This is a genomic window from Pseudomonas sp. GW821-FHT09H03, from assembly GCF_059415945.1.
The window spans coordinates 12,569-36,408 of sequence record NZ_JBWKOF010000011.1; the positions used below are offsets into that span (position 1 = coordinate 12,569).

The window sequence follows — 23,840 nt, forward strand, 5'->3', positions numbered from 1 at the left end:
AGATGGAATTCGCTTTCTATTTCGCATCGGGTATCGCTGTGGTGTCCACGCTTCGCGTGATCACCAACACCAACCCTGTGCACGCCCTGCTCTACCTGATCATTTCGCTGATCGCCGTGGCCATGACGTTCTTCGCCCTCGGCGCACCGTTTGCCGGTGTCCTGGAAGTGATCGCCTACGCTGGCGCCATCATGGTGCTGTTCGTGTTCGTGGTGATGATGCTGAACCTGGGCCCGGCCTCGGTTCAGCAAGAGCGCGTCTGGCTCAAGCCCGGTATCTGGCTCGGTCCGGTCATTCTCGGCGCCCTGCTGCTGGCTGAACTGCTGTACGTGCTGTTCGCCCACCAGAGCGGTGAAGCCGTCGGCCACACCACCGTAGACGCCAAGGCCGTGGGCATCAGCCTGTTCGGTCCTTACCTGCTGGTGGTTGAACTCGCCTCGATGTTGCTGCTCGCTGCAGCCGTGACGGCGTTCCACTTGGGCCGCAACGAAGCCAAGGAGCAATGACGATGCCTGCTATCCCCATGGAGCATGGTCTGGCGGTCGCCGGCATCCTGTTCTGCCTCGGTCTGGTCGGCCTGATGGTCCGCCGCAACATCCTTTTCGTGCTGATGAGCCTGGAGGTCATGATGAATGCCTCCGCACTGGCGTTCATCGTTGCCGGTAGCCGCTGGGCGCAGCCGGATGGACAGATCATGTTCATCCTGGTGATCAGCCTGGCAGCCGCCGAGGCCAGTATCGGCCTGGCGATTCTGTTGCAACTGTATCGCCGCTTCCACACGCTCGATATCGACGCTGCCAGTGAGATGCGCGGATGAACCTACTCTTTCTGACTTTCGTATTCCCTCTCATTGGTTTCCTGCTGCTGTCGTTCTCCCGTGGACGCATCTCGGAAAACCTGGCCGCATTGATCGGCGTGGGTTCCATCGGTCTGTCGGCGATCGTCACCGCCTACGTGATCTGGCAATTCAACGTCGCCCCGCCAGAAGGCGGTCACTACACCCAGGTGTTGTGGCAGTGGATGGCGGTGGAAGGCTTCACGCCGAACTTCGCGCTGTATCTGGACGGCCTGTCCGTGACCATGCTCGGCGTGGTTGTCGGCGTCGGCTTCCTGATCCACCTGTTCGCGTCCTGGTACATGCGCGGTGAAGCCGGTTACTCGCGCTTCTTCGCCTACACCAACCTGTTTATCGCCAGCATGCTGTTCCTGGTCCTGGGCGATAACCTGTTGTTCCTGTACTTCGGTTGGGAAGGCGTGGGCCTGTGCTCGTACCTGCTGATCGGTTTCTACTACAGCAACCGCAACAACGGTAACGCCGCACTCAAAGCCTTCATCGTGACCCGTATCGGTGACGTGTTCATGGCCATCGGCCTGTTCATTCTGTTTGCCCAGCTGGGCACGCTGAACGTTCAGGAACTGCTGGTGCTGGCACCGCAGAAATTCCAGGCCGGCGACTTCTGGATGGTCATGGCCACCCTGATGCTGCTCGGTGGTGCTGTCGGTAAATCCGCGCAACTGCCGCTGCAAACCTGGCTGGCGGACGCGATGGCAGGTCCTACCCCGGTTTCGGCACTGATCCACGCCGCAACCATGGTGACCGCCGGTGTCTACCTGATCGCCCGTACCCACGGCCTGTTCACCCTGGCGCCGGAAATCCTGCATCTTGTAGGGATCGTTGGCGGCGTGACCCTGGTTCTGGCGGGCTTCGCAGCCCTGGTTCAGACCGACATCAAGCGTATCCTCGCCTACTCGACCATGAGCCAGATCGGCTACATGTTCCTGGCCCTGGGCGTCGGTGCCTGGGATGGCGCGATCTTCCACCTGATGACCCACGCCTTCTTCAAGGCCCTGCTGTTCCTTGCTTCCGGTGCGGTGATCGTTGCCTGCCACCACGAGCAGAACATCTTCAAGATGGGCGGTCTGTGGAAGAAACTGCCACTGGCCTACGCCAGCTTCATCGTCGGCGGCGCAGCCCTGGCGGCCCTGCCTCTGGTCACCGCAGGCTTCTACTCCAAGGACGAAATCCTCTGGGAAGCGTTCGCCAGCGGCAACAACGGTCTGCTCTATGCAGGTCTGGTCGGCGCGTTCATGACTTCGCTGTACACCTTCCGCCTGATCTTCATCGCGTTCCACGGTGAAGCGAAGACCGAAGCCCACGCCGGTCACGGTATAGCCCACTGGCTGCCTCTGTCGGTGCTGATCGTATTGTCGACCTTCATCGGCGCGATGATCGTTCCACCGCTGCACGGCGTGCTGCCGCAAAGCGTCGGCCATGCCGGCGGCGAAGCCAAGCACAGTCTGGAAATCGCTTCGGGCGCCATTGCCCTGGCCGGTATCCTGCTGGCTGCGTTGCTGTTCCTCGGCAAGCGTCGCTTCGTCACCGCCATCGCCAACAGCGGCATCGGCCGTTTCCTTTCGGCCTGGTGGTTCGCTGCCTGGGGCTTCGACTGGATCTACGACAAACTGTTCGTCAAGCCGTACCTGGCGATCAGCCACATCCTGCGCAAAGACCCGCTCGACCAGACCATCGGTCTGATCCCGCGCATGGCCAAAGGCGGTCACACCGCCCTGAGCCGTACCGAGACCGGTCAACTGCGTTGGTATGCCGCCTCGATGGCTGCGGGTGCCGTGCTGGTAATTGGCGCCGTCGTGCTGGTAGCGGTCTGATATGAACCTTGCGAATTTGCGAAAGGAAACGAGCCCGTCATGATTCTGCCTTGGCTAATCCTGATTCCCTTTATCGGCGGCCTGCTGTGCTGGATGGGTGAGCGCTTCGGCTCTACCCTCCCGCGCTGGATTGCGTTGCTGACCATGTCCCTGGAACTCGCTCTCGGCCTCTGGCTGTGGGCCCATGGCGACTATTCATTTGCACCGGCGCCTGGCGCCGACCCGACCTGGGCGCTTGAGTTCAAGCATGTCTGGATCGAGCGTTTCGGCATCAGCGTGCACCTGGCCCTCGACGGCCTGTCGCTGTTGATGATCATGCTGACCGGTCTGCTGGGTGTGCTCTCGGTACTCTGCTCGTGGAAAGAGATCCAGCGTCACGTTGGTTTCTTCCACCTGAACCTGATGTGGATCCTGGGCGGTGTCGTCGGCGTGTTCCTCGCCCTCGACCTGTTCATGTTCTTCTTCTTCTGGGAAATGATGCTGGTGCCGATGTACTTCCTCATCGCGCTCTGGGGTCACAGTTCTTCGGACGGCAAGAAAACCCGGATCTACGCGGCGACCAAGTTCTTCATCTTCACTCAGGCTTCCGGCCTGATCATGCTGGTGGCGATCCTCGGTCTGGTTCTGGTCAACTTCAACGACACCGGCGTAATTACCTTCAACTACGCCGACCTGTTGAAGACCAAGATGTCGACGACCACCGAGTACATCCTGATGCTCGGCTTCTTCATCGCCTTCGCGGTGAAGCTGCCAGTCGTACCGTTCCACTCCTGGTTGCCTGACGCTCACGCCCAGGCGCCGACCGCAGGTTCCGTCGACCTCGCCGGTATCTTGCTGAAGACCGCTGCCTACGGCCTGCTGCGTTTCGCCCTGCCGCTGTTCCCGAATGCCTCGGCCGAGTTCGCGCCGATCGCCATGACCCTGGGTCTGATCGGGATCTTCTACGGTGCGTTCCTGGCCTTTGCACAAACCGACATCAAGCGCCTGATTGCCTTCTCGTCCGTTTCCCACATGGGTTTCGTACTGATCGGCATCTACTCCGGCAGCCAACTGGCGCTGCAGGGTGCAGTCATGCAGATGCTGGCGCACGGTCTGTCGGCCGCAGCACTCTTTATCCTCAGTGGTCAGCTGTACGAACGCACCCACACCCGCGACATGCGTGAAATGGGTGGCTTGTGGTCGAAGATCGCTTACCTGCCGGCCCTTAGCCTGTTCTTCGCAGCCGCGTCGCTGGGCTTGCCAGGTACCGGTAACTTCGTCGGTGAGTTCCTGATCCTGATCGGCACCTTCCCGGTCGCACCATGGATCACCATCATCGCCACTACCGGCCTGGTGTTCGGTTCGGTCTACTCGCTGATCATGATCCACCGTGCGTACTTCGGTCCGGCCAAGTCGGACGCGGTACTGCACGGCATGGACAGTCGCGAACTGATCATGGTGGTCGGTCTGGCTGCACTGCTGATCTATATCGGCGTGTACCCACAACCGTTCCTCGATACCTCTGCCGCTACGATGCATGGCGTGCAGCAATGGCTCGGCACCGCCTTCACTCAACTCGCTTCGGCCCGGTAAGAGCGCTATGGAATTCACGACTCAACACTTTATCGCGCTAGCGCCGTTGTTGATCACCAGCGCCACGATCATCGTGGTGATGCTGGCGATCGCCTGGCGCCGCAACCACTCCCAGACCTTCCTGATTTCCGTGGCGGGCCTGAACCTGGCACTGCTGTCGATCCTGCCAGCCCTGAAAGTCGCGCCACTGGCCGTGACTCCATTGCTGCAAATCGACACCTTTGCCTGCCTGTACATGGCGCTGATCCTGGTCGCCACCCTTGCCTGTGTAACCCTCGCCCACGCCTACCTCGGCGATGGCGGTTCGGGTTACCCGGGCAACCGTGAAGAACTGTACCTGCTGATCCTGATGGCCGCCGCCGGTGGCCTGGTGCTGGTCAGCGCGCAGCACCTGGCCGGGTTGTTCATCGGTCTGGAACTGCTCTCGGTGCCGGTCTACGGTCTGGTGGCTTACGCCTTCTTCAACAAGCGTTCGCTGGAAGCCGGTATCAAGTACATGGTGCTGTCGGCTGCCGGTTCCGCGTTCCTGTTGTTCGGTATGGCGCTGCTGTACGCAGACTCGGGTTCCCTGAGCTTCACCGGTATCGGTCAGGCGCTGGCGGCAACGGGCCTGCCTAGCTCGCTGGCGCAACTGGGCCTGGGCATGATGCTGATCGGCCTGGCGTTCAAGCTGTCGCTGGTACCGTTCCACCTGTGGACTCCGGACGTCTACGAAGGTGCTCCGGCACCGGTGGCTGCGTTCCTGGCCACCGCTTCGAAAGTCGCCGTGTTCGCAGTGATGGTGCGTCTGTTCCAGATCTCCCCTGCCGCAAGCAGCGGCGTTCTGAGCGACGTGCTGACGGTTATCGCCATCGCCTCGATCCTGTTCGGTAACCTGCTGGCGCTGACCCAGAGCAATCTCAAGCGTCTGCTGGGTTACTCGTCCATCGCCCACTTCGGCTACCTGCTGATCGCCCTGGTGGCGAGCAAGGGTCTGGCCGTGGAAGCCATCGGCGTGTACCTGGTCACCTACGTGATCACCAGCCTCGGCGCGTTCGGCGTGATCACCCTGATGTCCTCGCCGTACAACGGCCGTGACGCCGATGCCCTGTACGAATACCGCGGCCTGTTCTGGCGCCGTCCGTACCTGACCGCGGTACTGACCGTGATGATGCTGTCCCTGGCCGGTATCCCGCTGACCGCGGGCTTCATCGGCAAGTTCTACATCATCGCCACCGGCGTCGAGTCCCATCAATGGTGGCTGGTCGGCTCCCTGGTACTGGGCAGTGCCATCGGCGTGTACTACTACCTGCGCGTCATGGTCACCCTCTACCTGATCGAACCGAGCCTGCGTCGCCACGATGCGCAACTGCATTGGGAACAGAAAGCAGGCGGTGTGATGCTGCTGGCCATTGCCGTGGTCGCGTTCTTCCTCGGCGTCTACCCACAACCGCTGCTGACCCTGGTTCAGCAATCGGGTCTGGCGGGTTGATTGTTTAGACGAACCTGGCAGTAAACAGAAACGGCACCTTCGGGTGCCGTTTTTGCTTTGTGGGATTTCAGTATCCCGGGAGTGCTGTCCAAGTGAGTCCTACATCATGGGATGGACAGACTGTAGGAATGGCCGCCAGCTGAAATGTTTTGGCCTTCTTACCCTACCCTTTTCAGGAAGCAACCTGCTTGAAGGTGTGCAATAGCTGACATCCAATCATCGCTGCCGGACGTATGGTGCATGGAAACCCGTTCGGAGCATCCAATGAAACAGGAAACCCTCACATTACGGGACAGTCGTTTTGAGTACCCATCCCGCTCGACACACGAAGACGTAACCTATCGTGAAATTACTTTGGTCAACGACCTTTATTCTGGCTATATTTGGCCAGAATCAAGGAGAAGAGCCATGATCATCGTTCCGCTGGCCGAAGCAAAAAACAATCTGTCCAAACTCGTCGATGATGCGGCCGCCGGGCAGGTCATTACGATCGCCAAACATGGTCGTGCGCTTGCTCGACTGGTTCCCGTGGGAAAAGCCAGCGGGCAACGCATCGGGGCGATGAAGGGCAAACTGAACTTGCCTCAAGACTTCGATGCACCGCTGCCAGACGAGATGCTGGATGCATTTGAAGGAATCCCCGAATGAGGGTTCTGCTCGACACCCACATCTTGCTTTGGACCCTGTGCGACGACCCCAGGTTATCCGGCAAAGCCAGAAAGCTCATTGAAAACGCCGCCGATGTTTATATCAGCGCCGCGACATTCTGGGAGTTGGCAATCAAGATCGGGTTAGGAAAGCTGAATGTCGATCTGGAGGAAATTCGTCAGTACTGTCGCGAAAGCGGGTTCATCGAGCTACCGGTGACGTCGGAACATTGCATTGCGGTGAAAGACCTCGAACATCACCACCGGGATCCGTTCGACCGCCTGCTTGTGGCAACGGCCATGACCGAACCCATGAAGCTGCTCACTGCCGATTCCGGCATTGCCCGGTACACGGACCTGGCGGTACTGGTCTGATCGATTGAAACGGCACCTTCGGGTGCCGTTTTTGCGTCTACAGCAATTGGCCCCAAGCCCTCCGCCCTTTTTCGCAAGCACTCGCCGAACGGTACCGCCGGGCTGCACATGACGAAATTGTAATCACCCTATCACCTTGGCGTTATCCGCCCATTGCAAGGATGTTACCCGGCGCCCTGGCAGGCGCCCCCATGCCTGCCGCCGCCCCAAAAGGCTCACGTCCCGGGCATGTACCCGCGCGGCCAAACCCAAGGAGTGATTGATGGTTAACAAGACTAAATGGTCGATAGCGGCGTTAGCGCTGGTTATCGGCTCCGCGCCATCCATGGTGTCAGCGCAAGATAAAGCCGAAGGGTTTATCGAGGGCAGTAGCCTGACCGTGCTCAACCGCAACTTCTACTACAACCGTGATTACCGCAAAGGCCAGTCCAGCTCTACCGGTAACGGGTATACAGAAAACTGGGCTCACGCGATTATCAGCAAGTTTGAATCCGGCTACACACAGGGCACCGTCGGGGTGGGTTTGGATGCGTTTGCCATGATCGGCGTGAAGCTCGATACCGGCGACGGTCGCAACGGTGGCAACGTACTGCCTGTCAATAACGAAGGCCAGGCGCAGGACGAATACTCCAAGGTCGGAGGCGCCGCCAAAGTGCGCGCCTTTGATACGGAAATAAAAGTCGGCGATGTATTCCCCGCCACCCCGGTCGTCGCTGCCGGCGATTCCAGGCTGATGCCGCAAAGCTTCAAGGGCGTCACCGCGACCAATAGCAGTATCGACGGTTTGTCGATACAGGGCGGTCGCGTGCATGCGATGAGCCAGCCGGACTCCAGTGACATGAACGAAAACTTCGAGGCTTTCTATGGCGGTCCGGTCGATTCACCCTGGCTCGCTTATTTCGGTGGCGACTACGAACTGAACGACAATCTCAGTTTCAGCCTGTACTCCAGCCGTCTCAAGGAAGCCTGGAATCAGTACTACGCCGGCACCACGTGGACTTACCCGTTGTCGACCGACCTGTCGCTGTTTGGCGGCGTGAACTATTACAAGGCCGTCGACGAAGGCAAGCAATTGCTCGGCGCGTTCGACAACGACATCTGGAGCGCCAAGGCCGGCGTGAAATTCGGCGCCCACTCCATCGCACTGTCGCACCAGCAAAACAACGGCAATGACGACTTCGACTATCTGAGACAGTCCGATTCGATCTACCTCGACAACTCCATCCAGTACAGCGACTTCAACGCGCCGAAGGAGCGTTCCTGGATGGTGCGCTACGACCTCGACATGACGGGCTATGGTGTTCCGGGGCTGTCGTTCATGACCCGTTATGCTCGTGGCAGTGATGCCGACTACTCCAACGCCAACTCGGTGTACATGCGCCGCGATGACGAAGGCAACCCGTTGACCGACCAGAAACGCTGGGAGCGCGATATCGAAGCCAAATACGTGGTGCAGAGCGGCTCGCTCAAGGATCTGTCCTTGCGTGTGCGTCAAGCCACTACCCGCGCCACGGCGTTTGAATCGGACCTGAATGAAGTACGGGTGATTATCGAGTATCCGCTGGCCGTTCTCTGACTTCAGCTTTTATACAAATTCACCTTTAGAAGCTCCTGGCTCCTTTGGTAAGAGGTGAATCTTTTGGCGTCCTTCGGGACGCCTTTTTTATTGTCTGGTGTTTAGCCCTCACCCTCACCCAAGGGAGAGAGCGAGGGAACTGACCGTGCTGTTTATCAGAACCACATCGACATGCAACACTGAATGAACTCAAGCTTTGAAGGCACCGACATCGAGCTCCATCCCCCTCAACCACCACGCTCGGGACAATCCCCCGCCACCGTGTACTTGATCGTATTCAGTTGCCCTTGGGAGTCTTCATACGTCATGGCTGCCGGCACCGCCGCACACCCCGCCACGGGCCGTACAACGCTCACCACCTTGACCACATCCAGTTTCATCCCGTACTCGTAGTCCTTCACCACAGGCACGGGTTTGCCCTGATTGACGGCGTATTTCTCCATGGCACGAGTGTTGGCATTCAGCATTTTCTCGAACACCCTGTCACCGCCACCTTCAGCAAACCCATTGAGCGACACCATCATCGCTGCGGCGAACATAATCAATTTAGTCACTTTCATCTGCAATTCCTTTAAAACCCGGCTGATAAAAAAGCCCATCATCGGCATTCGGTGATGGGCTTATTCAACAAAAAACATTTACAAGTCTTTAGTCTTGTCATCCTTCTTTTCATTCAGCACGACGGGATCACGCGCCTGCTCTTTGGCGACAAACTTCTCCATTGCCTGATCCTTATTCGCCATCATTCTTTTGAAGGTTCTGTCGCCACCACCTGCAGCCAGGACAACAGAAGACATCACCATCGCCGCCGCCAACACACTCAGTTGTACAAGTTTCATGTTTGATTCCTCGTTGAATTAATTTACGGAATCAGGGTAACAATCCGGTCCTATCGTCACGGTGGCGGCGAAATTACAAGTTCGTTATGTGCGCGAATCAACATTCACTTGCACGGGGGCGTTCGACACAGTGGGGGTTATCTCCTCCTCACGCCGATGCGCCAACTGATACAACGCAGGCAATATCAGCAGCGTCAGGATGGTCGAAGACAGAATCCCGCCAATTACCACCGTCGCCAGCGGACGCTGTACCTCCGCCCCCGTGCCGGTTGCCAGGGCCATGGGAATGAAGCCCAGGGACGCCACCAGCGCCGTCATCAACACGGGCCGCAAACGTGTGAGTGCGCCTTCGTTGATCGCATCACCCAGTGATCGCCCCTCCTCGCGAAGGTTGCGGATGAACGCGATCATCACCAGGCCGTTAAGCACCGCCACCCCCGACAGCGCGATAAACCCCACACCCGCCGAGATCGACAGCGGGATATCGCGCATCCACAACGCCATGACGCCGCCAGTCAAGGCAAATGGAATCCCGGTGAACACCAGCAGCCCATCCTTGAGATTGTTGAACATCATGAACAACAAGCCGAACACCAGCAGCAGCGCCACCGGCACCACGATCTGCAAGCGCTTGGCTGCCGACTGCAATTGCTCGAACTGCCCACCCCAACTGGTCCAGTAACCCGCCGGAACCTGGACCTCGCGCTCGATCACCTTGCCAGCCTCTTCGACGAAGGAGCCGATATCCCGCCCACGCACGTTGGCGCTGACGATCACCAGCCGCTTGCCGTTTTCGCGGCTGACCTGATTCGGTCCGAGCACCAGATCGAGGTTGGCAACGTCCTTGAGGGCGATGAAACCGATCTGATCGGTGGCGCTATTGAGCGGTGCCGGTACCGGGATCAACAGCGCGGACAGGCCCTCGATATCCTTGCGCATGGCATCGGACAGGCGCACCACCATGTCGAAACGCCGGTCACCTTCATACAGCGTCCCGGCCTGACGCCCGCCAACCGCCATTGCAATGGTGTCTTGCACATCGCCGACATTCAGCCCGTAGCGCGCCGCTTTGTCGCGGTCGATGTTGATGGTCAGCACCGGCAAGCCAGTGGTTTGCTCGACCTTGACCTCGGCAGCGCCGTCGACCTTCTGCATCGCGGCCGCGATCTTCGCCGCCGTAGTGTTGAGTACGTCCATGTCATCGCCGAACACTTTGACCGCCACGTCGCTGCGCACCCCGGAAATGAGTTCGTTGAAGCGCAACTGGATCGGCTGGGACAGTTCATAGTTGCTGCCCGGCAGCGTCGCCGCGGCTTGTTGCAGTTCGGCCATCAGCGTTTCCCGGGACTTGTCCGGGTCTGGCCACTGCTCCTTCGGCTTGAGCATCACGTAGCTGTCGGAGATGTTCGGCGGCATCGGGTCGGAGGCGATTTCAGCCGTGCCGGTACGGGCGAAGACGCGCTCGACCTCCGGCACTTTGCCCAGGATCGTCGTTTCCAGGCGTTGCTGCATATCGACCGATTGGGTCAGGCTGGTACCCGGCACGCGCAAGGCCTGCAGGGCAAAATCGCCTTCACTGAGACTCGGCACGAATTCGCTGCCCAGGCGACTGGTCAATACGCCACTGAGTGCAAGCACAGCCAGCGCCATGCCCAAGGCCAGCGGCCGATGGCTCATCACCCAGGACAACGCCGGTGCATACACGCGCCTCGCCCCGCGCATGACCACCCCTTCCTGCTCCTTGACCTTACCGGTGACGAACAGCGCAATGGCCGCCGGGACAAAGGTCACCGACAACAGCATGGCGCCCAGCAGCGCGATCACCACGGTGAAGGCCATCGGGTGAAACATTTTCCCTTCGACACCGCTCAGGGCGAAGATCGGCAGGTACACGACCATGATGATCAACTGGCCGAAAATCAACGGTCGCCGCGCCTCTTTGGCTGCCGCAAACACTTCGTGAAAACGCTCGGAGCGGGTCAGCAAACGCCCGTGATGTTGCTGCGCATGGGCCAGCCGTCGCAGGGTGTTTTCGACGATCACCACCGCACCGTCGACGATGATGCCGAAGTCGAGTGCGCCAAGGCTCATCAGGTTCGCGCTGACTTTGTTGGTGAACATGCCGGTAAACGTGAAGAGCATCGACAGCGGAATCACCATCGCGGTAATCAGCGCCGCGCGGATGTTGCCCAGAAACAGGAACAGAATCGCAATGACCAGAATCGCGCCTTCCACCAGGTTCTTCTTCACCGTGGCGATGGCTTTGTCCACCAGGTGCGTGCGGTCATACACCGCAACAGCGATCACGCCCTTGGGCAGCGAACGGTTGATCTGCTCAAGTTTGCTGGCCACTGCCTGAGAGACGGTGCGACTGTTCTCGCCGATCAGCATGAACACAGTCCCCAGCACCACTTCGCGACCGTTTTCCGTGGCGGCCCCGGTACGCAGTTCGCGGCCGATATCGACAGTGGCGACGTTCTTGACCCGGATAGGCGTGCCGTCGACGTTGGCCATCACGATATTGGCAATGTCCTCGGTGCTCGCCACCTGACCGGGGGCTCGAATCAGCAACTGCTCGCCGCTGCGCTCGATGTAGCCGGCGCCGACGTTGGCATTGTTGCGCTCCAGCGCCGTGACCAGATCGCCAAGGGTCAGTTTGTAAGCCGCCAGCCGTTTCGGATCCGGGGCAATCTGGTACTCCTTGGCAAACCCGCCAATGGTGTTGATCTCGGCCACGCCGGGGACGTTGCGCAATTGGGGTTTGATGATCCAGTCCTGAATCACCCGCAGATCGGTCGGCGTATAGGCGCTCCCGTCGTCCTTCACCGCCCCTTCCTGCGCCTCCACAGTCCACAGGAAGATCTCGCCGAGCCCGGTGGAAATCGGCCCCATCATCGGGTCCGCCCCCTCGGGCAACTGCTCCCTGGCGATCTGCAGGCGTTCGTTGACCAATTGTCGGGCGAAGAACAGATCGGTGCCCTCCTTGAAAATCACCGTGACCTGCGACAACCCCGAACGCGACAGCGAGCGGGTCTGCTCAAGTCCCGGCAGGCCGGCCATCGCCGTTTCAATCGGGAAGGTGATGCGCTGCTCGGTTTCCAGCGGCGAAAACCCGGCCGCACCGGTGTTGATTTGCACCTGGACATTGGTGATGTCGGGCACGGCGTCGATCGGCAATTTTTGATAACTGGCGATGCCAAGGCCGGCCATGAGAAGAACGGCGAGCATCACAATGATGCGCTGCTCGATGGCAAACTGGATCAGGCGTTCGAACATGAGAACCTCTCGTCGAGGGGGGGGCGGAACGGTGGGATTCACTGACGTTTTCAGTGAGAGTGCTCAGCTGCCGCTTTGCCCAGTTCCGATTTGAGGATGAAGCTGCCGGCGCTGGCGACCTGCACGCCGGCTTCCAGCCCCTGGGTGATTTCCACCTGGCCGGCCGCACGACTGCCCAACTCCACTGGCTGTGCCTTGAACCCGTCGCTGGTGCGCACGAACACTGTGGGTTTGTCCTCGACCGTCTGGATCGCGGCTTCAGGAACGGCGACCCTGGCTTGGCGGCTGTCGGTGGCGACCAAAGCCGTCACAAACAACCCGGGACGCCACGAACCTTGCGGGTTTTCCAGCGTTACGCGAACCGTTGCGGTGCGCGTCTGTTCGCCCAGCAGACTGCCGACGTAAGCCACAGTACCCGCAACCTCGGCATTCAGTTCCGGGTTGCTCACCAAGACCGGTTTGCCCACCTGCACCTTGGCCAGATCCTTGGGCGATACGCCGAAGGTCACCCACACCCGGGACAGATCCGAAAGTGTGAAGGCCGCGGTGGTTTCGTCGACCACCTCCCCCGGAGTCAGGTGTTTTTCCACCACCACGCCGTCAAATGGCGCGCGAAGTTCATAGCGATTGCCCCCGGTGGCGACCACGCTGCCGCTGAGCACGCTGATTTTCTGCCGGGCATTGTTCAGGGCGATTTCGGCTTCTTCCAGCGCCTGTCTGGCCTGGAGGAAATCCTGTTCGGCGGAGATTTTGTCCTGCCACAATTTGCGCTCACGCTCGTAAGTGGTTCGCGCCAGCGCCAGACGCCGTTGTGCCGCCGCCTGCTCGCTGCGCTGATCGGAAATCTGCTGACTGGAAATCACTGCCAGCACCTGGCCTTTTTTTACCGATTGCCCGAGGTTGGCCTGTACCGACTCCACTACCCCCGGCACCCGAGGCACCAAATGCGCCGTGCGATCTTCATCGAAACGTACTTCGCCGGGGAACGGCAAGCCGAGACTGATGGGCCGCGCGCCGGCTTCAACCAATTGAATGCCCGCCGCCTTGATCTGTTCGGAATTGAGAGTCAGATACCCTTCCTGGTGTTCACCTTCGGCAGGTTCATCTTCGGCAGGTTCGCCGCCGGCTGATGCGCCAGCTTCGGCATGATCGGCATGCTCCGAAGCTTCATCGGCGTGGGCGTCAATGGAAGCGTTGCCCACCCTGAGCGAGCCGATACCGATGCCCAGGGCCAAGGTCGCCACAGCGACAACGATCAGTTTTTTATCCATGGAAACTCCTCTGCATCAGCCCCTCGGCAACCACGCTGTCGTGAGTGCTTCGCGGCCTCGCAGTTATTTGAAAGATGAAATTCAGGGGCCGACCGCGAGCGCGTCGAGATCGCCGAAAATGCGTTCGATACGGACTCGCGCGTCCGTGGCTTCGGCCACGGCCTGGATGTATTGGGTGCGTGAATCGATCAGGGTCCGTTGGGCGTCGAGCACCTCGAGGAAGCCGAACTTGCCCGCCTCGAAACCACGGGTAGCGTTGTCGACGGCACTTTGCGCGGCGGGCAGGATGCTTTGGTTGAACGCTTTGACTTCGCCGTTGGCGGTCTGCCATTGCTCCAGCGACGCCTGGATTTCCGTGCGCAACCGTAGCTCAGTGGCATTGCGCAGATCCCGCGCCTGATCACTGCGCCGGGCGGCCGCCAGCACGTTGCCCTGATTGCGGTTGAACAGCGGAATCGGCATCGACAGTCCGACGACGTTTACCCGCTCTTTCTCCAGCTCGCTGTACTGGCTGCCGACGCTCACGGTCAGATCGGGAATCCGTTGCGTCTTCTCCAGTTCCAACGACGCTTCACGCTGGTCAATCTGCATTTTGGCCAGGCGCAGCTCGGCCGTTTGATTCAGACGCTGGAGCAATCGGGTCGGTGGCGGCACGACAGGCAAGCCTTGAGCCGCAGCCTGCACACTGACCGCCGTCGGCAACGGTGCGCCCATGACTTGCGCCAGTTGCTGATAGGCATTGGCCTGATCGCGCTCGGCCCGACTCAACTCCAGACGCACTTGCGACAGTTGCACTTGTGCCCGCGTGCCTTCGACCGGCGATGATTTACCTGCCTGGATGCTGCCTTGCGCCACCCGCAAACCCTGCTCGGCCAGTTCCAGTGACTGGCGGGACAACTGCAAGCGCTGCTGCGCGGTCTGCGCACTGGAGAACGCCTGGATGACGTCCGCTCGCAGCGCATTTCGCTTGAGCTCCAGTTCGATTGCGGCGGCGTCCTGCCCCCGGCTGGCAACATCGATCCGCGCCCCCCGTTTGCCGCCCAGTTCAAGGGGCTGGCTGATCATCACAGTGGTCGTTCGCGATTCGCGCCGCGTATCTTCAGCCTCCCACGACACCTCGGGATTGGGAATCAATCCGGCCTGCTGTCGATCCCCTTCGGCAATACCGATATCCCACTGGGCAGCCGCCAAATCCGGATTGCCGGCCAACGCCGTTTGCAAGGCCTGATCCAGTGTCAGTATCGAGCCAGACGAAACAGCGGCCAGACACGGCCCGGCCAGCAACAAAAAGCAGGTGGCAGCCACCCCGCTAGCGGTTTTTTTCAGGCGAGATCGCGCCGTCAGTTCTTTAAACCCGGGCAATTGAATACTTCCTTCGATAAACCAAGAATCTTCGATCCCGCCACGTTAGGGTTTTGAACTTATCGACAAGGTGACTGGAAAATTACAAATACGTTATTCAACAGCCCGACAAGTTGTTTTGCTCTAGCATGCTGAGTGCAAAGGCGATCACAGCAATACAATGAAACAAATACACGCATTTATCCGCCGAACTGTAGTTGCCTGATTTCAAACCCCGTGAAGATGAAGAACTATCATCCGCGGGCTCTGCGACAAGCTGTCGCAGAGCCCGATTTTCAAGGTTTATGACCGAGGGTTGCGGTTGACTCTGTAGCCACTACAGACTTTACCCTGCACGCCGTTACCCGGAGAAACATTTGCAGGAAAGCAGCATTGCACTCAACCAGTCGTTGCAAACAACCGTCCGGAAGCCCACAAAAACAATAACTTTCCAGACCACCTTAATTATTTTTCATTTAATAAAAGTGGTGATTGATCATGCGAATCCTTGTCGTCGAGGACGAGCTCAAAACTGCCGAATACTTGCATCAGGGACTGACGGAAAGTGGTTATATCGTTGACCGCGCGGCAACGGGCGCCGATGGACTGCATCTGGCCCAACAACAGGCTTATGAACTGGTGATCCTGGACGTCAATCTGCCGCAACTGGATGGTTGGGGCGTGCTCGAACAACTGCGCCGTACCCGCTCCACCCGGGTGATGATGCTCACCGCCCGTGGTCGGCTTACCGACAAGATCCGCGGCCTGGATCTGGGCGCGGACGATTACCTGGTCAAGCCGTTCGAGTTCCCCGAATTGCTCGCTCGGGTGCGCAGCCTGATGCGCCGCAGTGAAAACATCCCGGTTGCACAGGTGCTCAAAGTCGCCGATCTGGAGCTCGACCCGGGGCGCCACCGAGCCTTTCGTGGCGAGCAGCGCATCGACCTGACCACCAAGGAGTTTGCCCTGCTGCATCTGCTGATGCGCCATTCGGGCGAGGTGCTCACCCGCACCCAGATCATTTCCCTGGTGTGGGACATGAACTTTGACTGCGACACCAATGTGGTCGAAGTCTCGATCCGGCGTTTGCGGGCGAAAATCGACGAGCCGTTCGACAACAAGTTGATTCACACCCTGCGCGGTGTCGGATACGTGCTGGAGGCGCGGCCATGAAGCCTGCGAGCCTGTCGCTGCGCCTCGGTCTGACGGTCAGCATTGTCGGGGCGCTGCTGGTGGTGTTCCTGGCGATCCTCGCCTATTTCACCCTGACCCACGAGCTGAACGCGTTATCCAGAGACAGCCTGGCAAAGAAGATGGAGCAGGTGGAACACAGCCTGGCGCTGTACTCCAACCCCGGAGAAATCAGTTCCAAACCGCACATCCTGCTCGACCAGGTCATGGGGCATGACAACCTGACGCTGACCATTTACCCGCGCAGCATTCTGCGCGCCCCGCTATTGAAGTCCGGCACTGGCATGGCCGATCCGCGCCTCGAACTGAAGGCGGTGCGGGCGGCCACCGATCAATTGGCGTACTCGCAAGGCACTGACGACCAGGGCGGCAAATTCCTCACCGCCTCCAGACTGATACGCATCAAGGACGGCACCAGCGTCCCGGTGCTGTTGTCGATGGATAACGCTAACGATCAGGCATTGCTCAGTGCTTATTTGCGTTCGACGCTGATGGCCTTGCCGTTACTGCTGATCTTCATCGGTCTGAGTGCCTGGGTGGCAGTGCAGCGAGGCCTGGCACCGATGCGTGAGTTTCGCAAAGTGGCGGCGATGGTTTCGGCCCAGGACCTGGAACATCGGCTGTCGGTGGTGAACATGCCCCAGGAACTCAGCGAACTGGCCCAGGGCATCAATTTCATGCTGCACCGCCTCGACAACGGCGTGCAGCAGCTATCGCAGTTCTCCGATGACCTGGCCCATGAATTACGCACGCCGATCAACAACCTGATGGGCAAGGCGCAGGTGACGCTGTCCCGGGAACGCACGACCGAGGAGTACAAAGACATTCTGGTGTCATGCACCGAAGAGCTCGAACGCGTCGCGCGCATTGTCTCGGACATGCTGTTTCTGGCACAGGTCAGCCATCCGGCGGCGCTCGCGCCCTTTGAGCTGATTGCCCTGGAAGATGAGGCACTGAAAGTCGCCGATCTGTTTTCCCTTTCGGCCCAGGACAAGCAGATTCACTTGAGTGTGACGGGCAACGCTCGGGTGATGGGCGACCGATTGATGATTCAACGGGCGATCTCGAACCTGCTGTCTAACGCCCTGCGTCACTGCCCTTCCGGGCAGACGGTGGCGGTGCTGATCGAGCAGGGTGCGAAACAGGTTTCGCTATGGGTCAGCAACCCCGGCGCCGGCATCGAAGCAAAACACCTCGAACAACTGTTCGATCGCTTTTACCGGGTCGACAGCAGCCGCTCCCGCGCACAAGGCAGCACCGGACTGGGCCTGGCCATCGTACGGTCGATCATGAGCCTGCATCAGGGGGTGGCAGAGGTTGAAAGTGTGCCTGGGACGATGACGGTGTTTCGGTTGGGGTTTCCTGCGGTTGAGGGGGTGGCACACTGAAGTATCCGGCTGTATATATTGGTTGCCCGTTATGGCCTCTTCGCGAGCAAGCCCGCTCCCACAGGGGATGAGGGTGGACACAAAATTTGTAGTCTTGCACCAACAACTGTGGGAGCGGGCTTGCTCGCGAAGAGGCCATAACGGGCACAAACAAAAACGGCACCTTCCGGTGCCGTTCGCGTTTCACCCTACAAGCAATTTACTTACGCGCCGCCTCCCACGACTTCAGCAGTTCGCTGTAACTCACGGTCTCGCCTTTAGGCTTCTCGTTCGCCAGTTTCGGCTTCGGTGCGCCCGGCTGATCAAACCAGTATTGCGCGTCGCGCTCGGGGTTCATTTTCGGTGCGCAGGTGGCCTGGGCCTTCGAGCGCTCCAGACGGGTCATGATTGCATCCTGGTCCTTGGCCAGGCCATCCAGTGCTTCTTGTGGGGTTTTCTCACCGCTGGCCGCTTCGGCGATGTGGCTCCACCACAGCTGCGCCAGACGCGGATAGTCAGGCACGTTGGTCCCGGTCGGGGTCCATTGCACGCGGGCCGGGCTGCGGTAGAACTCCACCAGGCCACCGAGTTTCGGCGCCAGGTCGGTCATGGCCTGCGAGTTGATGTCCGACTCGCGGATCGGCGTCAGGCCGACGATGGTTTTCTTCAGCGACACGGTTTTCGAGGTCACGAACTGTGCGTAGAGCCAGGCGGCGAGTTTCTGTTTCTCAGGCGTGGACTTCATGAACGTCCAGGAACCTACGTCCTGATACCCCAGCTTCATGCCCTCCTCCCAGTACGGCCCGCGTGGCGAAGGTGCCATGCGCCATTTCGGCGTGCCATCGGCGTTGACCACGGGCAGGCCCGGCTTGGTCATGTCGGCAGTGAACGCGGTGTACCAGAAGATTTGTTGGGCAATGTTGCCCTGGGACGGCACCGGGCCGGATTCGGAGAAGGTCATTCCCGCCGCTTCCGGTGGTGCATAGGCCTTGAGCCAGTCGACGTACTTGGTGGTGGCGAAGACCGCCGCCGGGCCGTTGGTGTCGCCACCGCGGGTCACGCTGGAGCCCACCGGATGGCAGTCCTCGACCCGAATGCCCCACTCGTCCACCGGCAAACCGTTGGGGATGCCCTTGTCGCCGCCGCCGGCCATGGAGAACCAGGCATCGGTGAAGCGCCAGCCCAGGGACGGGTCTTTCTTGCCATAGTCCATGTGCCCATAGACCCGCTTGCCGTCGATTTCCTTGATGTCTTCGCTGAAGAATTTGGCGATGTCTTCATAGGCCGACCAGTTCACCGGTACGCCCAATTCGTAGCCGTACTTTTCCTTGAACTTGGCTTTCAGGTCCGCACGTTCGAACCAGTCGGCGCGGAACCAGTAAAGGTTGGCGAATTGCTGGTCGGGCAACTGATAGATCTTGCCGTCTGGCGCGGTGGTGAAGGAAATGCCGATGAAGTCCTTGAGGTCCAGGGTCGGCGAGGTGAAGTTCTTGCCTTCGTTGGCCATCAGGTCAGTGATCGATTCGGTCTTGCCGTAGCGAAAGTGCGTACCGATCAGGTCCGAGTCGTTGACCCAGCCGTCATAGATGCTCTTGTCCGACTGCATCACCGTCTGCAGTTTTTCCACCACATCGCCTTCCTGCAGCAGGTCGTGGGTCAGCTTGATCCCGGTGATCTCGGTGAAGGCCTTGGCCAGTACCTTGGACTCGTATTCGTGGGTGGCGATGGTTTCCGAAACCACTTTGATGTTCATCCCGCGAAACGGCTCCGCCGCCTTGATGAACCACTTCAGTTCTTCGAGCTGCTGATCCGCCGTCAGGGTGGACGGCTTGAATTCACTGCCGATCCATTTCTTCGCGGCGTCTTCATAAGCATCCGCCCAGGCCGACGCGCTCAAACCGCTGAGTGCCAGCATGGCTGCCAATGAAATGCTATGTCGCAGCTTGTTGTTTTTGTCGAACATAGAGACCTCCTGTTTAGATTGCGGAGCAACATTGCCGAGCGATTCGACTAGCCCCAACGCATCACAGCCAACAGCCACACCAGGGACAACGCGAACGCTACCCAGATGCTCCAGTCGGTGACGCCGATTACCAGCAGATGCAGGTAGGCGCTGCCGAGAAGACCGATGAACAGCCGATCGCCACGGGTGGTGGCAATGGGCAGAAAACCTCGCCGAAGTATGCTCGGCGAACGCAACTCCCAGGTCGTCATGCACACCAGGATCAAGGCAATCACGCTGAAAAATACCGCCGTCGGGGCGGTCCAGCTCATCCATTCCATCATCAGTTCCTCATACCCGGCCCAGGGCAAAGCCCTTGGCCACGTGGTTGCGAACGAACCAGATCACCAGCATGCCCGGCAGGATGGTCAACACCCCCGCCGCCGCCAGCACGCCCCAATCGATACCGGATGCCGAGACCGTGCGGGTCATCACCGCCGCAATGGGTTTGGCGTTCACCGAAGTCAGCGTGCGCGCCAACAGCAGTTCGACCCAGGAAAACATGAAGCAGAAGAACGCCGTCACACCGATGCCGGAACCGATCAGCGGGATGAAAATTTTCACGAAGAACTTGGGGAAACTGTAGCCGTCAATGTAGGCGGTTTCGTCTATTTCCTTGGGAACCCCGGACATGAAACCTTCAAGAATCCACACGGCCAGCGGCACGTTGAACAGACAGTGGGCCAGGGCCACGGCGATGTGGGTGTCGAACAGGCCGATCGACGAATACAGCTGGAAAAACGGCAGCAGAAACACCGCTGGCGGTGCCATGCGGTTGGTCAGCAGCCAGAAGAACAGATGCTTGTCACCGAGAAAACGATAGCGCGAAAACGCGTAGGCCGCCGGCAACGCCACCGTCAGGGAAATGATGGTGTTGAGGCTCACGTAATACGCCGAGTTGATGTAACCGGTGTACCAGCTCGGATCGGTGAAGATCACCTTGTAGTTGGCGAAGGTGAAGTCCTGTGGGAACAGCGTCAGGCCACCGAGGATTTCACCGTTGCTTTTGAAGGACATGTTCAACAGCCAGTAGATCGGCACCAGCAGGAACAGGATGTAGACCAGCAGCGGAATAAGCTTTCTCTTGCTCATGGCGGGCCTCAGCGGTTGGCGTCGGAGTGAGTCATGGCGGTATAGAACAGCCACGACACCAACAGGATGATCAGGAAGTACACCAGCGAAAACGCCGCTGCCGGGCCCAGGTCGAACTGTCCTACGGCCATCTGGGTCAAGGTCTGACTGAGGAAAGTCGTGGCATTGCCAGGCCCCCCGCCGGTGAGCACGAATGGCTCGGTGTAGATCATGAAGCTGTCCATGAAGCGCAGCATCACCGCAATCAACAGCACACTCTTGAGCTTGGGCAACTGGATATGGCGGAACACCGCCCAGGCCGAGGCCCGGTCAATGCGCGCCGCCTGGTAGTACACGTCCGGAATCGCCCGCAGCCCGGAGAAGCACAGTAGCGCTACCAGTGAAGTCCAGTGCCAGACGTCCATCACCAGCACGGTGACCCAGGCGTCCATGGTGTTCGCGGCATAGTTGTAGTTGATGCCCATGGCCTTGAGGCTCGCCCCCAGCAGACCGATGTCGGCCCGACCGAAGATCTGCCAGATGGTGCCCACCACATTCCACGGGATCAGCAATGGGATCGCCAGGATGATCAGCACCACCGACGACCAGCGCCCCTTGGTCGGCATGGTCAGGGCAATGGCGATGCCCAGCGGAATTTCGATCAACAGCACGCAAGCCGAGTAGATGAACTGGCGCAGCAGCGAATCGTGCAGGCGCGGGTCGAGCAACACTTGCCTGTACCAGTCGGCGCCAACGAAGTAGCGGCTGGACTGGTCGAAAATGTCCTGCACCGAGTAGTTGACCACGGTCATCATCGGGATCACCGCACTGAACGCCACCAGCAGGAACACCGGCAACACCAGCCACCAGGCCTTGTTGTTCTGCACCTTGTTCATGGCTGCGCCCCCTGGTTGGCAATTGCTGCGTCAATGGCTTGCGCTTCGAGGAGAAAATCGTCGGCATAGACCATCAGCCACTGCGCCGGAAAGCTGATGTAAGCCGTGCCCTGGGGCACCGGCTTGTCTTCGGCCATGCGCACTTTCAGGGTTGCGCCATCGAGGTTCAGGGTCATGATCTTGTAGGTGCCGAGGTCTTCGACGTGTACGACTTGTGCCTGTAGCGCTTCATCAAAGGCATCGTCCCACACATGGACGAACTCGGGGCGGATGCCCACCTTCAGGGTTTTCCATTCGAATTCGGCAATGCGTTGCTGCATGGCTTCGGACAACGGCAGATGGGTCGAGGCAAAACCGACGCCACCTGGTTGCGGCTGCACCTCGATCAGGTTCATCCCCGGACTGCCGATGAAGTAGCCGACAAAGGTGTGGCTCGGTCGTTCGAACAATTCCCTTGGCGTGCCGAACTGCACGATCTGCCCGCCGTACATCACCGCAATCTTGTCGGCGAAGGTCGAGGCCTCCAGTTGATCGTGGGTGACGTAGACCATTGTGATGTTGAACTGCTCGTGAATTTGCTTGAGCTTTCTGCGCAGTTTCCATTTCAGGTGCGGGTCGATCACCGTCAGCGGCTCGTCGAACAGGATCGCCGACACGTCGTCGCGCACCAGCCCGCGGCCCATGGAGACTTTCTGTTTTTCGTCGGCGGTGAGGTTGCGGGCTTTTTTACTCAGCAGGTTCTGCAGGTCGAGCACTTCGGCGATTTCCTGCACCTTACTGAGAATTTTCGCCTCGGCCATGCCTTGGTTGCGCAATGGGAACGCCAGGTTGTCAAACACCGTCATGGTGTCGTAGACCACCGGAAACTGGAAAACCTGGGCGATGTTGCGCTTCTCGGGAGTCAGGTCGTTGACCGCCTTACCGTCGAACAGCACATGGCCCTGGGACGGACTGAGCAGCCCGGAAATGATGTTGAGCAAGGTCGACTTGCCGCAACCCGACGGCCCGAGCAAAGCATAGGCGCCGCCTTGTTCCCAGACGTGGTCCATCTCGCGGATCGCGTAATCCTCAGGTGATGCCGGGGTTTTGGTGTAGCTGTGGGCCAGGTTCTGCAAACGGATTTCGGCCATCAGGCAACCCTCGCGACACGCCGGCCCGGCGCCTGGACCAGCCGCCCCTGCGTATCGAACACAAACAGTTTATGGGTCGGGATGTAGATGCGGATCGGCGCATCGACGTCGTATTCGTGAACACCGGGCAAGTGCAGCACCAGTAAGAAGTGTTCGTTGCGCACATGAAGGAAGGTTTCCGAGCCGCTGATTTCCGCGACCTCGACGGTCACCGCCAGCTCCAGGTCATCGTCGTTGCTCGGCACCAGCGAGATATGGCTGGGCCGTACGCCGAAGCGAAACTCGCCCTCGCCCACCGGACGCAGATCAACGTTCAACGGGAAGTGCACGAAATTGGCGAAACTCACTTCGTTACCGGCAATGCGCCCGGGCATCAGGTTGATCGGTGGCTCGGAGAACAGCTCGGCGGCCAGCACGGTTTGCGGCTGGTGATAGACAGCCGAAGACTGCCCGCTCTGGATCACCCGCCCCTCATGCAGAATGGTCGTGGTGCCACCCAGGGCCAGGGCTTCGTTGGGCTCGGTGGTGGCGTAGATCGCGATGGTGTGGCGCGCCTTGAACAGCTCGCGCATTTCCTGGCGCAGCTCCTCGCGCAATTTGTAGTCGAGGTTGACCAGCGGTTCGTCGAACAGAATCAGCTCGGCATCCTTGACCAGCGCCCGGGCCATGGCCGTGCGCTGCTGCTGGCCGCCAGAGAGTTCCAGTGGATAGCGCTGCAGAAACTTCTCGATGCGCAGCATCTTCGCGGTTTCCAGCACCTTGCTATGGATCTGCTCGTTGGAAACCTTGGCCTGACGCAGTGGCGAGGCAATGTTCTCGAACACCGTCATGGTCGGGTAGTTGATGAACTGCTGGTAGACCATCGACACGTTGCGCAAACGCACCGGACGCTGGGTAACATCGACGCCATTCATCAGCACGCGGCCACTGTCGGGCTTGTCCAGACCCGCCATCAGGCGCATCAGGCTGGTTTTGCCGGACAGCGTGCGCCCCAGTAAGACGTTGAAGGAACCGGGTTCGAAACTCAGGTTGGCATCGTCGATCCAGGTCTGGCCCTCGACGGTGCGGCTGACGTGCTCCAGGGTGAGTGACATGGCTCGGCCTTTTTTATTTTTGGAGTCAAGCGACCGGAGCTACATAGCGACATC

The 23,840-nt window shown here is 59.5% G+C and carries 21 protein-coding genes; 10 read left to right on the forward strand and 11 right to left on the reverse strand.

All coding sequences use genetic code 11. The annotated features are described in order from the left end of the window. Positions 1-2: 2 nt before the first annotated feature. From nuoJ to AC07OG_RS16970, 8 genes are all read left to right on the forward strand, one after another. Entirely contained in the window at positions 3-506 is a 504-nt protein-coding gene (nuoJ, locus tag AC07OG_RS16935; RefSeq protein ID WP_060543551.1) for an NADH-quinone oxidoreductase subunit J, read from the forward strand. A 2-nt stretch (positions 507-508) separates the two neighbouring features. Then, a complete protein-coding gene (nuoK, locus tag AC07OG_RS16940) occupies positions 509-817 on the forward strand; it encodes an NADH-quinone oxidoreductase subunit NuoK (protein ID WP_007946416.1) in 309 nt (102 codons plus the stop codon). After that, positions 814-2,667, forward strand: a complete 1,854-nt coding sequence (nuoL, locus tag AC07OG_RS16945) for an NADH-quinone oxidoreductase subunit L (protein ID WP_060543550.1) — start codon at positions 814-816, stop codon at positions 2,665-2,667. The genes nuoK and nuoL overlap by 4 nt, the downstream gene beginning before the upstream one ends. 39 nt (positions 2,668-2,706) lie before the next feature. Then, positions 2,707-4,239, forward strand: coding sequence for an NADH-quinone oxidoreductase subunit M (gene nuoM, locus AC07OG_RS16950; RefSeq protein ID WP_060543549.1), 1,533 nt, complete (start codon positions 2,707-2,709; stop codon positions 4,237-4,239). A gap of 7 nt (positions 4,240-4,246) precedes the next feature. Continuing rightward, a complete protein-coding gene (nuoN, locus tag AC07OG_RS16955) occupies positions 4,247-5,710 on the forward strand; it encodes an NADH-quinone oxidoreductase subunit NuoN (protein ID WP_495067549.1) in 1,464 nt (487 codons plus the stop codon). 240 nt (positions 5,711-5,950) lie between these two features. Beyond that, a complete protein-coding gene (locus tag AC07OG_RS16960) occupies positions 5,951-6,358 on the forward strand; it encodes a type II toxin-antitoxin system Phd/YefM family antitoxin (protein ID WP_495067550.1) in 408 nt (135 codons plus the stop codon). Further along, the gene (locus tag AC07OG_RS16965; RefSeq protein ID WP_495067551.1) at positions 6,355-6,732 is read left to right on the forward strand and encodes a type II toxin-antitoxin system VapC family toxin; all 378 of its coding nucleotides are present in this window, start codon (positions 6,355-6,357) and stop codon (positions 6,730-6,732) included. The genes AC07OG_RS16960 and AC07OG_RS16965 overlap by 4 nt, the downstream gene beginning before the upstream one ends. A 262-nt stretch (positions 6,733-6,994) precedes the next feature. Continuing rightward, positions 6,995-8,308 carry an OprD family porin gene (locus AC07OG_RS16970; RefSeq protein WP_495067552.1) on the forward strand — a complete coding sequence of 438 codons (1,314 nt, stop codon included), beginning with the start codon at positions 6,995-6,997 and terminating at the stop codon, positions 8,306-8,308. A 227-nt stretch (positions 8,309-8,535) separates the two neighbouring features. Here AC07OG_RS16970 and AC07OG_RS16975 read toward each other — a convergent pair whose 3' ends face one another. The 5 genes from AC07OG_RS16975 to AC07OG_RS16995 all read right to left on the reverse strand — a co-directional run bounded on the left by AC07OG_RS16975 (position 8,536) and on the right by AC07OG_RS16995 (position 15,056). Further along, complete coding sequence (locus AC07OG_RS16975) at positions 8,536-8,868, reverse strand: DUF2790 domain-containing protein (RefSeq protein WP_495067553.1); 333 nt, start codon at positions 8,866-8,868, stop codon at positions 8,536-8,538. A gap of 78 nt (positions 8,869-8,946) precedes the next feature. Then, positions 8,947-9,147: a co-regulatory protein PtrA N-terminal domain-containing protein gene (locus AC07OG_RS16980; protein WP_060543544.1), complete on the reverse strand. Its 201-nt coding sequence runs from the start codon at positions 9,145-9,147 to the stop codon at positions 8,947-8,949. A gap of 84 nt (positions 9,148-9,231) precedes the next feature. After that, on the reverse strand, positions 9,232-12,423 hold the full coding sequence (locus AC07OG_RS16985) for an efflux RND transporter permease subunit (RefSeq protein WP_495067554.1): 3,192 nt from the start codon (positions 12,421-12,423) through the stop codon (positions 9,232-9,234). Between the two features lie 50 nt (positions 12,424-12,473). Beyond that, complete coding sequence (locus AC07OG_RS16990; RefSeq protein WP_495067555.1) at positions 12,474-13,694, reverse strand: efflux RND transporter periplasmic adaptor subunit; 1,221 nt, start codon at positions 13,692-13,694, stop codon at positions 12,474-12,476. Positions 13,695-13,775: 81 nt separating this feature from the next. Next, positions 13,776-15,056: a TolC family protein gene (locus tag AC07OG_RS16995; RefSeq protein ID WP_495067556.1), complete on the reverse strand. Its 1,281-nt coding sequence runs from the start codon at positions 15,054-15,056 to the stop codon at positions 13,776-13,778. 477 nt (positions 15,057-15,533) lie between these two features. On the opposite strand from AC07OG_RS16995, the gene AC07OG_RS17000 reads away from it, so the two are divergent. Both AC07OG_RS17000 and AC07OG_RS17005 read left to right on the forward strand, forming a co-directional pair. Beyond that, positions 15,534-16,208 carry a heavy metal response regulator transcription factor gene (locus AC07OG_RS17000; RefSeq protein WP_495067557.1) on the forward strand — a complete coding sequence of 225 codons (675 nt, stop codon included), beginning with the start codon at positions 15,534-15,536 and terminating at the stop codon, positions 16,206-16,208. Then, on the forward strand, positions 16,205-17,614 hold the full coding sequence (locus tag AC07OG_RS17005; RefSeq protein WP_060543539.1) for a heavy metal sensor histidine kinase: 1,410 nt from the start codon (positions 16,205-16,207) through the stop codon (positions 17,612-17,614). The genes AC07OG_RS17000 and AC07OG_RS17005 overlap by 4 nt, the downstream gene beginning before the upstream one ends. A 199-nt stretch (positions 17,615-17,813) precedes the next feature. On the opposite strand, the gene AC07OG_RS17010 is transcribed toward AC07OG_RS17005, so the two are convergent. The 6 genes from AC07OG_RS17010 to AC07OG_RS17035 are packed head-to-tail and all read right to left on the reverse strand — an operon-like array spanning position 17,814 to position 23,786. After that, the gene (locus AC07OG_RS17010) at positions 17,814-19,556 is read right to left on the reverse strand and encodes an ABC transporter substrate-binding protein (protein ID WP_495067558.1); all 1,743 of its coding nucleotides are present in this window, start codon (positions 19,554-19,556) and stop codon (positions 17,814-17,816) included. Positions 19,557-19,603: 47 nt separating this feature from the next. Further along, on the reverse strand, positions 19,604-19,876 hold the full coding sequence (locus tag AC07OG_RS17015) for a DUF2160 domain-containing protein (protein WP_060543610.1): 273 nt from the start codon (positions 19,874-19,876) through the stop codon (positions 19,604-19,606). A gap of 10 nt (positions 19,877-19,886) precedes the next feature. Then, the gene (locus AC07OG_RS17020; RefSeq protein ID WP_060543537.1) at positions 19,887-20,687 is read right to left on the reverse strand and encodes a carbohydrate ABC transporter permease; all 801 of its coding nucleotides are present in this window, start codon (positions 20,685-20,687) and stop codon (positions 19,887-19,889) included. A gap of 8 nt (positions 20,688-20,695) precedes the next feature. Beyond that, entirely contained in the window at positions 20,696-21,562 is an 867-nt protein-coding gene (locus AC07OG_RS17025; protein WP_218425010.1) for a carbohydrate ABC transporter permease, read from the reverse strand. After that, the gene (locus tag AC07OG_RS17030) at positions 21,559-22,692 is read right to left on the reverse strand and encodes an ABC transporter ATP-binding protein (protein ID WP_495067559.1); all 1,134 of its coding nucleotides are present in this window, start codon (positions 22,690-22,692) and stop codon (positions 21,559-21,561) included. The genes AC07OG_RS17025 and AC07OG_RS17030 overlap by 4 nt, the downstream gene beginning before the upstream one ends. Next, entirely contained in the window at positions 22,692-23,786 is a 1,095-nt protein-coding gene (locus AC07OG_RS17035; protein WP_060543534.1) for an ABC transporter ATP-binding protein, read from the reverse strand. Before AC07OG_RS17035 ends, AC07OG_RS17030 begins: the two co-directional genes overlap by 1 nt. Positions 23,787-23,840: the final 54 nt, after the last annotated feature.

Excerpts from the sequence above, each read along its gene's own strand:
- nuoJ (WP_060543551.1), top strand. The coding sequence starts at position 3 with ATGGAATTCGCTTTCTATTTCGCATCGGGTATCGCTGTGGTGTCCACG.
- nuoK (WP_007946416.1), top strand. The coding sequence starts at position 509 with ATGCCTGCTATCCCCATGGAGCATGGTCTGGCGGTCGCCGGCATCCTG.
- nuoL (WP_060543550.1), top strand. The coding sequence starts at position 814 with ATGAACCTACTCTTTCTGACTTTCGTATTCCCTCTCATTGGTTTCCTG.
- nuoM (WP_060543549.1), top strand. The coding sequence starts at position 2,707 with ATGATTCTGCCTTGGCTAATCCTGATTCCCTTTATCGGCGGCCTGCTG.
- nuoN (WP_495067549.1), top strand. The coding sequence starts at position 4,247 with ATGGAATTCACGACTCAACACTTTATCGCGCTAGCGCCGTTGTTGATC.
- AC07OG_RS16960 (WP_495067550.1), top strand. The coding sequence starts at position 5,951 with ATGGAAACCCGTTCGGAGCATCCAATGAAACAGGAAACCCTCACATTA.
- AC07OG_RS16965 (WP_495067551.1), top strand. The coding sequence starts at position 6,355 with ATGAGGGTTCTGCTCGACACCCACATCTTGCTTTGGACCCTGTGCGAC.
- AC07OG_RS16970 (WP_495067552.1), top strand. The coding sequence starts at position 6,995 with ATGGTTAACAAGACTAAATGGTCGATAGCGGCGTTAGCGCTGGTTATC.
- AC07OG_RS16975 (WP_495067553.1), bottom strand. The coding sequence starts at position 8,868 with ATGAAAGTGACTAAATTGATTATGTTCGCCGCAGCGATGATGGTGTCG.
- AC07OG_RS16980 (WP_060543544.1), bottom strand. The coding sequence starts at position 9,147 with ATGAAACTTGTACAACTGAGTGTGTTGGCGGCGGCGATGGTGATGTCT.
- AC07OG_RS16985 (WP_495067554.1), bottom strand. The coding sequence starts at position 12,423 with ATGTTCGAACGCCTGATCCAGTTTGCCATCGAGCAGCGCATCATTGTG.
- AC07OG_RS16990 (WP_495067555.1), bottom strand. The coding sequence starts at position 13,694 with ATGGATAAAAAACTGATCGTTGTCGCTGTGGCGACCTTGGCCCTGGGC.
- AC07OG_RS17000 (WP_495067557.1), top strand. The coding sequence starts at position 15,534 with ATGCGAATCCTTGTCGTCGAGGACGAGCTCAAAACTGCCGAATACTTG.
- AC07OG_RS17005 (WP_060543539.1), top strand. The coding sequence starts at position 16,205 with ATGAAGCCTGCGAGCCTGTCGCTGCGCCTCGGTCTGACGGTCAGCATT.
- AC07OG_RS17010 (WP_495067558.1), bottom strand. The coding sequence starts at position 19,556 with ATGTTCGACAAAAACAACAAGCTGCGACATAGCATTTCATTGGCAGCC.
- AC07OG_RS17015 (WP_060543610.1), bottom strand. The coding sequence starts at position 19,876 with ATGGAATGGATGAGCTGGACCGCCCCGACGGCGGTATTTTTCAGCGTG.
- AC07OG_RS17020 (WP_060543537.1), bottom strand. The coding sequence starts at position 20,687 with ATGAGCAAGAGAAAGCTTATTCCGCTGCTGGTCTACATCCTGTTCCTG.
- AC07OG_RS17025 (WP_218425010.1), bottom strand. The coding sequence starts at position 21,562 with ATGAACAAGGTGCAGAACAACAAGGCCTGGTGGCTGGTGTTGCCGGTG.
- AC07OG_RS17030 (WP_495067559.1), bottom strand. The coding sequence starts at position 22,692 with ATGGCCGAAATCCGTTTGCAGAACCTGGCCCACAGCTACACCAAAACC.
- AC07OG_RS17035 (WP_060543534.1), bottom strand. The coding sequence starts at position 23,786 with ATGTCACTCACCCTGGAGCACGTCAGCCGCACCGTCGAGGGCCAGACC.